General features: G+C 61.2%; 1 protein-coding gene. It reads left to right on the top strand.

Annotated elements, in window-relative coordinates:
- Positions 1-255: transposase (locus tag ACZYOF_RS44650; protein WP_463719705.1), on the top strand; the 255-nt coding region annotated here is incomplete at both ends.

Raw genomic sequence — 255 nt, forward strand, 5'->3', positions numbered from 1 at the left:
GTGTCGTGCAGGACAATTTGTCGATCCATAAGCCTGGGGCGCTGTATGAGGCCTTCGCGCCTGCCGAGGCCCGCCGCATCCTGTGCCGCCTCGAATTCCACTACACCCCGAAGCACGCCAGTTGGCTTAACATGGTTGAGTGCGAGATCAGCGTGCTTCAGCGCCAGTGTCTCGGCCGCCGCATCGACGACTCCAAAAGGCTCCGAAACGAGATCGCGGCATGGCAACGGCGGCGAAATAAAACCCGAGCCCGAA

This window comes from Bradyrhizobium sp. LeoA1Lang, from assembly GCF_055413685.1.